We start from the raw sequence: 8807 nt of genomic DNA, 5'->3' as shown, positions 1-8807 counted from the left end.
GGTGGGGGTTGGCCGGTGTGAGGCCGGGTCGGTGCCGGGGCCGGTGACGCCGGTCGGGTGCCGACTGGCAGTGACGGCGGGTGGGTGCCGACCGGTGGTGACGGCGGGTGGGGGTTGGCCGGTGTGAGGCCGGGTCGGTGCCGGGGCCGGTGACGCCGGTCGGGTGCCGACTGGCAGTGACGGCGGGTGGGTGCCGACCGGTGCGTGAGGCCGGTCGGTGCCGGGCGTCGGTGGCGTCGGTCCGGTGCCCGTCGATCGGCCCGGCTGCGGGCCGCGGTTCAGCGTGGTGCGAGCGCGGCGAAGGCCTCGTCGAGCAGGGTGACCAGGTCGAGCCGGCCGTCGGAGGCCGTCCAGTGGTCGAGGGCGACCTGGAGACAGTCGATCGCGGCGGCCGCCCGCACCGTCTGGCCCAGTGCCGGGTGGCCCTCGCCGCCCGACCGCTCGGCCAGCGCCTCGACCAGCGCGGGCCGCCAGCTGTGCTGCTTCTCCAGATGCCGGGCGCACAGGGCCGGGGTCTCCCGGACCAGCCGGGTCGTCGCCAGCGAGCCCTCAGGGTCCTCGCGATACCGCTCGATGACGGTGTCCATCGCACCCCGCAGCGCCGTCCACTCGTCCTCGTCCGCGGGCCGGGCGCGCAGGGCGTCGGCGACCCGTCGGTCGTGGCCCTCGAAGGCGCCCAGGACGGCGTCCTCCTTGGTGCCGAAGTAGCGCAGGACGGTGCTGCGCGACACCCCGGCGGCCGCCGCCAGGTCGTCGAGAGTGACCTTGTCGAACCCCTCGCGACGGAACAACTCGAAGGCCACCTGGGCCAGTTCGGCCCGTACGGCGGCCCGGGCGATGTCTCTGGTGTTCGTACGCGCTGCTCCGGTCACCCCGTGATCGTACCGCCACTCCGACTCTCACTTGCAAGAGAGAAACGCGATGGCTAACGTGACACTCAGTTTCACATTGGAAATCAAGAACCGTGGAGGCGTGACCCCGTGCCCCAGACCCTCGGACTCATCGGCAGCGGAATGATCGGCGGCGCCATCGCCCGGATCGCCGTGGCCGCCGGACTGGACGTCGTCCTGAGCAACTCCCGCGGCCCCGAGACCCTCGCCGGCCTCGTCGCCGAACTCGGCGGTCGGGCCCGCGCGGCGACGCCCGTCGAGGCCGCCCGCGCCGCGGACCTGGTGGTCGCCGCCCTGCCGCTGAAGGCCTACGAACAGCTCCCGGCCGACGCCCTCGCGGACCGGATCGTCATCGACGCGATGAACTACCTCCCGCAGCGCGATGGGGCCATCTCGGAGCTGGACTCCGGCGAGGCGGCCTCCAGCGTGCTGGTGCAGCGGCACCTGCCCGGCGCCCGGGTGGTGAAGGCCTTCTCCACCATCGACTTCCACCACCTGGTCACCCTCGCCCGTCCCGCCGGCGCCTCCGACCGCAGCGCCCTGCCCGTCGCCGGTGACCATGCCGGGGCCAAGGCCGAGGTGGTCGCGCTCCTCGACACGCTCGGCTACGACACGGTGGACATCGGCGGCCTCGCCGACAGCGGACGGATCAAGCCCGGCGCCCCGGCGTACGTCCAGCCGTACGCGGGGGAGCGGCCCGAGGGGCTGAGTCCGGAGGCGGCGCAGCGGTGGTTCCTCGCGAGCCCCGGGGCGGCGGTTCCGGCCGCCCGGGTGAAGGAACTGGTCGAGTCCGGGAGCGCCGCCGCATGAGCACGGTGATCGACATTCCCACGCAGGACGGCACCGCCGACGCCTATCTCGCCCACCCGGACGACGGCGCCCCGCACCCCGCCGTCCTGCTGTACATGGACGCCTTCGGACTGCGCCCGCATCTCAAGGGCATGGCGGACCGGCTCGCCTCGGCGGGCTACACCGTCCTCGTCCCCAACGTCTTCTACCGCTCCGGCCGGGCACCCCTGGTGGAGCTGCCCGACTTCATCGACCCGGCGGAACGCCCGGAGATCATCGCGAGCCTCCGCCCGGCCGCCCTGAGCCTGACCCCCGAGGGGGCCATGCGGGACGCGGCCGTCTATCTCGACTGGCTGGCCGAGTCCCCGCTGGCCACCGACGGCAAGGCGGGCGTCACCGGCTACTGCATGGGTGCGGGGCTCGCCCTGCGCACCGCCGGCACCCATCCCGACCGCGTCGCCGCGGCGGCCGGCTTCCACGGCGCGTTCCTCGCCACCGACGCCCCGGACAGCCCGCACCTCCTCGCCGACCGCATCACCGCCGAGCTCTACTTCGGCCACGCCGACCAGGACTCCACCAACCCGGCCGACCAGATGGCCCGCCTCGACAAGGCCCTCGCCGCGGCAGGCGTCCGCCACCGCGCCGAGGTCTACTCCGGAGCCCACCACGGCTTCACCCAGGCCGACACGGCGATGTACAGCGCCGAGGCGACGGACCGCCATTGGGCGGCACTGCTGGAGCTCCTGGGCCGCACGCTCTGACCCCGGGTCTCAGCCGGCAGGGCGTGTTGCCCTCGCAGAATATATCGGTAGCCGATATATTCTGTTCCATGGCATCGAGGAACATGACACAGGCGGCGTTCTTCGTCCTCACCGCCCTGGCGGACGAGCCGCGGCACGGTTACGGCATCCTGCGCGAGGTCGAGGAACTCTCCGCCGGGGCGGTGCAGATGCGGGTCGGCACGCTGTACGGCGTGCTGGACCGGCTCACCGCGGACGCTCTGATCGTGCTGGACCGCGAGGAGGTCCACGACGGCCGGCTCCGGCGCTACTACCGCCTCACCGACGAGGGCATGCGGGCCCTCGACGCCGAGGCGGAGCGGATGGCCGCGGGCGCCAGCGCCGCCAAGAAGCGGATCGCCGACGGCCGCAAGGCCACCGGCACCCCGCCCGTCACCGGACCGGGACTCGCGGGAGGCCTCGCATGACGACCCTGCTCGAAGCGCGCTACCGCACCGTGCTGCGCCTGCTCCCCGCCTACTACCGCAGGGAGCGGGAGGAGGAGATGGTCGAGGTCTATCTGTGGGACGTCGACCGCGACACCCAGGACCAGAGCAGGCCCACGCTCGGGGAGGTGGCCAGCATCGCCGCGCTCGCGGTGCGCAGCAGGCTGGCCACCGTCGGCGCACCCCGGCGCTACGCCCTGTTCGGCTCGGCCGTCCGGCACTTCGCGCTGTACGCCGTACTGCTCCAGGCGGCCGCCGTCGTCTCCGACGAGATCCTGCGGGTGACCTGGTCGGCCACTCGCGGCGCGCGTGAATGGGACATGTTCCTGACGGGCTTCGCCGGTGGCGGCCGGATGGACACCGTCGTCACCGTCGCCGGCTGGGTGCTGCCGTTGCTGTGGACGGTCGGGTTCTTCGCCCTCGTCCACGACCGCCGGCGCCTCGCCCGGGCCGCCGTTCTGCTGGCCGCGCTGCCCTCGCTGTGGCCGCTGATCGCGCCGCTGGTGACCGACTGGTCGGCGTCCGACCCGTGGTTCGCCACCGCCAACGCGCTGTTCGCCTGGCTGCCGGCCCTCGCCGTGTGCGCCGCGTACCACCGAGACGCCCCGCAGGCCGCACTGCCCGGCGATGCCCCCGGCCTCGCCTTCCTGGCCTGCTGCGTCGTCACGGGCGCCTCGGTCGCCGTCCTGCCCGCCATGGCCGACATCGCCTGGGCGCCCGCGACGTGCTTCGTGCTCGCCGTCCTGGGCTGGCTGCTGCTGGGTACCCGCCGGGCGGCACCGGGCGCCGGAAGCAGTGCCCTGGCCCTGGCCGTACTGGGCCTGCTGATCCTCGTGGTGCGGGTGGCGGCACTGTTTCCGTGGCTCGGCTTCCCCCTGCCCGCCGTGTTCCTCGTCGGCGCGGTCGCCCAGGCGGCCGCACTCACCCTGCTGGTCGTGGTGCTGGGGGTGGTGGCCAGGCGCGACCTCAGCTGTGGAACTTGATGTAACCGTTCCGGTCCGGGTCGGAGCCGCTCTTGGTGTAGGAGTGCACGTCGGCCCGGCTGCCGGACGGCTTGTAGAGGTAGATCGTGTCCTTGTCGTTGTTCCAGATGAAGTTGCAGTTGTCGCGGTAGACGACGTTCTTGGCGTCGGAGTCGCCGCCGTTGCCGCCGCGGAGCTTCACATAGTCACCGGGCTGCAGGTAGTGGTTCGCGGTGAACTCGAAGAAGTTGCCGACCGCGTCCTCGACGACGTAGCCCTTCAGGTTCACGGTCTTGGTCGACGAGTAGTTCTTGACGGTCAGATACTCCTCGTCGGTGTTCCCCGTGGAGCAGTTGTTGGAGTCGCTGCCGGGCGCGTCGTACTGGACGCCGCGGATCTTCAGCGCGGACGTGTACTCGGCGGCCTGGGCCGGTACGGCCGTCAGCGCGAGCAGTGTGCCCGCGGCAGCGGCGGTTGTGGCGGCAAGGCGTATACGCATGACAAGGCCCCCCTTGTGAACGTTCAGTGAAGAAGAGCCTGGAGCGTATACAGCCTTGCTGTGCGATCACGGCGGATTCCCCGAAACGTGACCTTCAGTGCGGATACGCGCGCGGCGGCCGCTGCCGTGGCAGTTCGTCACGGAACTCCGCGATGACGGAACTGATCTGGCGCATCAGCGCGGTGTTCTCGAGCCGGTCGAGGTAGAGGTTGCGGCGGGCGAGGGCGGGGGCGTCCACACAGAAGTACAGGGCCATGAGCGGATTGATGAACAGCTCGCTGTTGCGGGTTCGTTCGGTGAAGCGGACGTCTCCGAACTCGCCGCGCACGGCCGCGGCGACGGAGCCGTTGACGATGCTCGGATACTCCGGGGTGCACTCCTGCGCATGGGCCACCGCGTCGAGGTAGAGGGCGCCTTCGCGGCTCTCGTGCGGCAGCGAGAACGCGCCGAGGTAGCCGCCCTCGCGGTCCAGTGCGGCCAGGTTCTCCAGGACCAGGCTGTGGTTGACGCCGTGGTAGGAGTCCACCCCGAACCCGAGGCACGCCACCAGCCGTTCGGGTATCTCCTCCAGCCCCGCCACCGCGGCCAGGCTCGCCATGTCCTCCTCCGGGGTGCCGAGCCCGTGCTCGTCGCCCCGCAACAGGATGTCGGTCCCGCCGTCCACCAGCACGATCGCGTCCACCGGGCCCAGGTGGTCGAGGAGAGTGCGATAGGCGGCCCGCAACGGCTGTACGCCGGAGCGCGGGAAGGCGTACACCGTCGCGGGCAGGCCCTGGCGATCCAGCCACTGGGCGAGGGAGCGCTCGGGGAAGTAGTCGCCGCGGGCGGCGGTGTCGGGGCGTACGGCCGCGACGTCCCTGTCCAGCCACACGTCCGCGTCGAGGCCGTACAGATCCGCGAACGACAGATTGGCCAGATGTACTTCCTTCCCGGCCGACCTCAGCGCGAGGGCCAGCGGGAGACCGGCATAGATGTCGAAACCGCCGCCGGCACCGGCGACGAGCACCCGGCGCGCGGCACGGAGACGGGTGAAGAGAGCAGGTTCATGGAGGGAGAACACTGCAGGACGCTAACAGGTGATCTTCCGTCCATGGGGTTGTGGGAGCGCTCCCAACTATGCAGGATACTGCGATGACTTCGTCAGCCGTGATCCGCTCGTACCGTCCCGAGGACCGAGCCGCCCTCGAGGACATCTGCATCCGCACCGCACACAACGGCCTGGACAGCCGCCCCGTGTACGCGGACCCCGGAATCCTTCCGGTCATCTTCGCGACTCCCTACGCGGAACTGGAACCGGACCTCGTGTTCGTGCTGGACGACGGGCGGGGGCAGGCCGTCGGCTACATCCTCGGCACCGCCGACACGTCCCGCTTCGCCGACGACTTCCGCGAGAAGTGGCTCCCTCTGGTCGCCGACCGCTACCCGGAACCCAGCGGCCCGCCCGCCGGCCCCGACGAGGTGATGATCCCGCTGCTGCACCATCCCGAGCGCATGGTCGTCCCCGAACTCGCCGCCTACCCGGCCCACTTGCACATCGACCTGCTCCCCGAGTGGCAGGGCCGCGGTCACGGCCGAGAGCTGATGCGGACCTTCCTGCGGGCCCTGCGGGACCGCGGGGTGCCGGCCGTGCATCTGGTGATGGCGACGGCCAACGTCCCGGCCCGCGCCTTCTATGACCGCGTCGGCTTCCATGAGATCGACGTCCCGGGCCTCAGTGGCCCGGTCGCCTGCCTCGGCCGCGCGACGGGGGAACTCGACCGTCCCTAGGGGACATTGAAGTACGGTGATTGTCGAACTACGATATTCATCGAACTTCAGGCTTCAGGGGGATGCGTCATGACCAGGACCGTGCGGTTCCATGAGCTCGGCGGGCCCGAGGTACTGCGGCTGGAGGACGTGCCGGTCGGCGAACCCGGCGCCGGCGAGCTGCTGATCCGCGTGGACGCCATCGGTCTCAACCGGGCCGAAGTGCTGTTCCGCAGCGGCCGGTACATCGAACCCGCCCGACTCCCCGCCCGGCTCGGCATCGAGGCCGCGGGCATCGTCGAGGCGGTCGGCGCGGACGTGACGGGGTTCGCGATCGGCCAACAGGTCAGCGTGGTGCCGGCGTTCTCCATGAACGACCACGGGGTCTACGCCGAGCGCGCCGTCGTCCCCGCCAGGGCGGTGCTCCGCCGCCCCGACGGGCTCGACGCCATCGCCGGAGCCGCGGTGTGGATGCCCTACATGACGGCCTACGGTGCGCTGGTCGAGGTCGGCGGGATGCGGGCCGGGGACACCGTCGTCCTGACGGCCGCGTCCAGCAGTGTGGGCCTGGCCGCCATCCAGGTCGCCCGCAGCGTCGGCGCGGTCCCCGTCGCCACCACCCGCACCCGTGCCAAGAGGGAGGCGCTGCTGAAGGCGGGCGCGGCCGAGGTGATCGTGACCGGAGAGGAGGACGTCGTCGGCCGGGTTCTGGAGCTGACGGCGGGGCGCGGCGCGGAATTCGTCTTCGACGCCGTCGCCGGTCCGGGCGTGGTGGACCTGGCCCGGGTGGTCGCCCCCGGCGGCACGCTGTTCCTGTACGGGGCGCTGAGCGGCCTGCCCACGCCGTACCCCGGGTTCGACCTCGGCATGCCCGCGCTGAACATGCGCACCTACACCCTCCCCGAGACGACGCGGGACCCCGAACGGCTGCGTCGCGCCGAGGCGTTCGTCACCGCCGGTCTGAGCACGGGTGTCTTCGTACCCGTCGTGGATCGCGTCTTCGCCCTGGAGGAGATCGCCGAGGCGCACCGGTACATGGAGGCGGGCTCGCAGGTCGGGAAGATCGTCGTCACCGTCGAGCACTGAAACACGGGACGGGGCCGGGGAGCGAACCCCCGGCCCCGTCCCGTCGTACGGAACAACTCGCTTACGCGCCGCTCGCCCTGAGCATGTCCTCACGCTCGACGAGCTTCACGCGCTCGCGGCCCTGCGGCTCGCCCAGCGCCTTCTCGGCGGCGTCCAGCTTGTACCAGCCCTCCCAGGAGGTGACGCGGAGCTCGCGCTCGGCGAGGAACGCCTCCACGGCCTCCGGCTCGGGGGAGGTCGGCGTCTGCAGACGGCTGTTGGAGAAGTCGTCCAGCAGGTTCGCCACGGTCTCGTTGGCGTCGCCCTTGGTGTGGCCGATGAGGCCCACCGGACCGCGCCGGATCCAGCCGGTGACGTACACGGACTGAAGGTGCGCGCCGCTCTCCTGGATCACGCGGCCGCCCTCGTCCGGGACGGTGCCCGAGCCGATGTCCCAGGGCAGCTTGGGGAGCTTGTCGGAGAGGTAACCGACTGCGCGGTAGACCGCGTTGACGTCCCAGTCGGTGAACTGTCCGGTGCCCTTGACGTTGCCGGTGCCGTCCAGCTCGGTGCGCTCGGTGCGCAGACCGACGACCTGGCCGTCCTCGCCGAGTATCTCCGTCGGAGACTCGAAGAAGTGCAGGAAGAGCTTGTGCGGGCGGTCGCCGATGTCGCGGATGGCCCAGTTCTCCAGGGTCTTGGCGACCATGTCGACCTGCTTGTTGCCCCGCCGCTCGGCGATCGAGCCCTCGTCGTAGTCGATGTCCTCGGGGTTGACGATGACCTCGATGTTGGGGGAGTGGTCCAGCTCGCGCAGCTCCATCAGGCTGAACTTCGCCTGCGCCGGGCCGCGGCGGCCGAAGACGTGGATCTCGACGGCCTTGTTCGCCTTGAGGCCCTCGTAGACGTTCGGCGGGATCTCGGTCGGCAGCAGCTCGTCCGCCGTCTTCGCGAGGATGCGGGAGATGTCGAGCGCCACGTTGCCCACGCCCAGGACGGCGACCTTCTCGGCCTCCAGCGGCCAGGTGCGCGGCACGTCCGGGTGGCCGTCGTACCAGGAGGCGAAGTCGGCGGCACCGTAGGAGCCGTCGAGCTCGACACCGGGGATCTTCAGCTCGCGGTCCGCCATGGCGCCGGTCGAGAAGATCACGCCGTCGTAGAACGCGCGCAGGTCGTCCAGGTGGAGGTCGGTGCCGTAGTCCACGTTGCCGAAGAGACGGACCTGCGGCTTGTCGAGGACCTGGTGGAGGGCCTTGATGATGCCCTTGATGCGGGGGTGGTCGGGCGCGACGCCGTACCGGATCAGCCCGAACGGGGCGGGCATCCGCTCGAAGATGTCGATGGACACACCGAGCTCGGTGGCCACGTCGGACTTGAGCAGAGCGTCGGCGGCGTAGATGCCGGCCGGGCCGGCGCCGACGATGGCTACCCGCAGGGGGCGGGGCATGATCAGGTTCCCTTCGAGTGGCGACAAGCGATCTCGTCGGGAAGCCTAAACTAAGGCAAGCCTAAGCTGGTACGCGGGTCCGATCTATGAGCTCATAAGGCTACTTTATGACCTCGACGGGCTGTGCGAGCACTCTCTCACGCAGGACGGGAACCCGATCGCGGGCATCGGCCAACAGCAGTCG

The 8807-nt window shown here is 71.0% G+C and carries 10 protein-coding genes; 6 read left to right on the top strand and 4 right to left on the bottom strand.

Annotation, left to right across the window (positions count from 1 at the left end; translation table 11 throughout):
• Positions 1-278 precede the first annotated feature (278 nt).
• A complete protein-coding gene (locus ACWD3I_RS32355) occupies positions 279-872 on the bottom strand; it encodes a TetR family transcriptional regulator (protein WP_365404880.1) in 594 nt (197 codons plus the stop codon).
• A gap of 108 nt (positions 873-980) precedes the next feature.
• On the opposite strand from ACWD3I_RS32355, the gene ACWD3I_RS32350 reads away from it, so the two are divergent.
• The 4 genes from ACWD3I_RS32350 to ACWD3I_RS32335 all read left to right on the top strand — a co-directional run bounded on the left by ACWD3I_RS32350 (position 981) and on the right by ACWD3I_RS32335 (position 3887).
• Entirely contained in the window at positions 981-1700 is a 720-nt protein-coding gene (locus ACWD3I_RS32350) for an NADPH-dependent F420 reductase (RefSeq protein ID WP_365404882.1), read from the top strand.
• A complete protein-coding gene (locus tag ACWD3I_RS32345; RefSeq protein ID WP_365404885.1) occupies positions 1697-2440 on the top strand; it encodes a dienelactone hydrolase family protein in 744 nt (247 codons plus the stop codon). The genes ACWD3I_RS32350 and ACWD3I_RS32345 overlap by 4 nt, the downstream gene beginning before the upstream one ends.
• Before the next feature lie 83 nt (positions 2441-2523).
• Positions 2524-2886: a PadR family transcriptional regulator gene (locus ACWD3I_RS32340; protein WP_365404941.1), complete on the top strand. Its 363-nt coding sequence runs from the start codon at positions 2524-2526 to the stop codon at positions 2884-2886.
• Positions 2883-3887, top strand: a complete 1005-nt coding sequence (locus ACWD3I_RS32335) for a hypothetical protein (protein WP_365404888.1) — start codon at positions 2883-2885, stop codon at positions 3885-3887. Before ACWD3I_RS32340 ends, ACWD3I_RS32335 begins: the two co-directional genes overlap by 4 nt.
• On the opposite strand, the gene ACWD3I_RS32330 is transcribed toward ACWD3I_RS32335, so the two are convergent.
• Both ACWD3I_RS32330 and ACWD3I_RS32325 read right to left on the bottom strand, forming a co-directional pair.
• Complete coding sequence (locus tag ACWD3I_RS32330; RefSeq protein ID WP_266884316.1) at positions 3871-4365, bottom strand: lamin tail domain-containing protein; 495 nt, start codon at positions 4363-4365, stop codon at positions 3871-3873. The two genes, ACWD3I_RS32335 and ACWD3I_RS32330, sit on opposite strands and share 17 nt — an antisense overlap.
• Positions 4366-4459: 94 nt before the next feature.
• A complete protein-coding gene (locus ACWD3I_RS32325) occupies positions 4460-5425 on the bottom strand; it encodes a DUF1152 domain-containing protein (protein ID WP_365404893.1) in 966 nt (321 codons plus the stop codon).
• 71 nt (positions 5426-5496) lie between these two features.
• Here ACWD3I_RS32325 and ACWD3I_RS32320 point away from each other — a divergent pair, with 71 nt between their 5' ends.
• Together ACWD3I_RS32320 and ACWD3I_RS32315 are read left to right on the top strand one after the other, a co-directional pair.
• Positions 5497-6132 (top strand): GNAT family N-acetyltransferase, encoded by a 636-nt coding sequence (locus ACWD3I_RS32320; RefSeq protein ID WP_365404896.1) that lies wholly within the window; start codon positions 5497-5499, stop codon positions 6130-6132.
• Positions 6133-6201: 69 nt separating this feature from the next.
• A complete protein-coding gene (locus tag ACWD3I_RS32315) occupies positions 6202-7197 on the top strand; it encodes a zinc-dependent alcohol dehydrogenase family protein (RefSeq protein WP_365404899.1) in 996 nt (331 codons plus the stop codon).
• A gap of 61 nt (positions 7198-7258) precedes the next feature.
• Here the strand turns inward: ACWD3I_RS32315 and ACWD3I_RS32310 are convergent, their stop codons facing one another.
• On the bottom strand, positions 7259-8623 hold the full coding sequence (locus ACWD3I_RS32310) for an FAD-dependent oxidoreductase (protein WP_365404902.1): 1365 nt from the start codon (positions 8621-8623) through the stop codon (positions 7259-7261).
• Between the last annotated feature and the right edge of the window lie 184 nt (positions 8624-8807).

The organism is Streptomyces sp. NPDC002817 (assembly GCF_053592055.1).
This window is presented reverse-complemented; position numbering and strand designations above follow the sequence as displayed.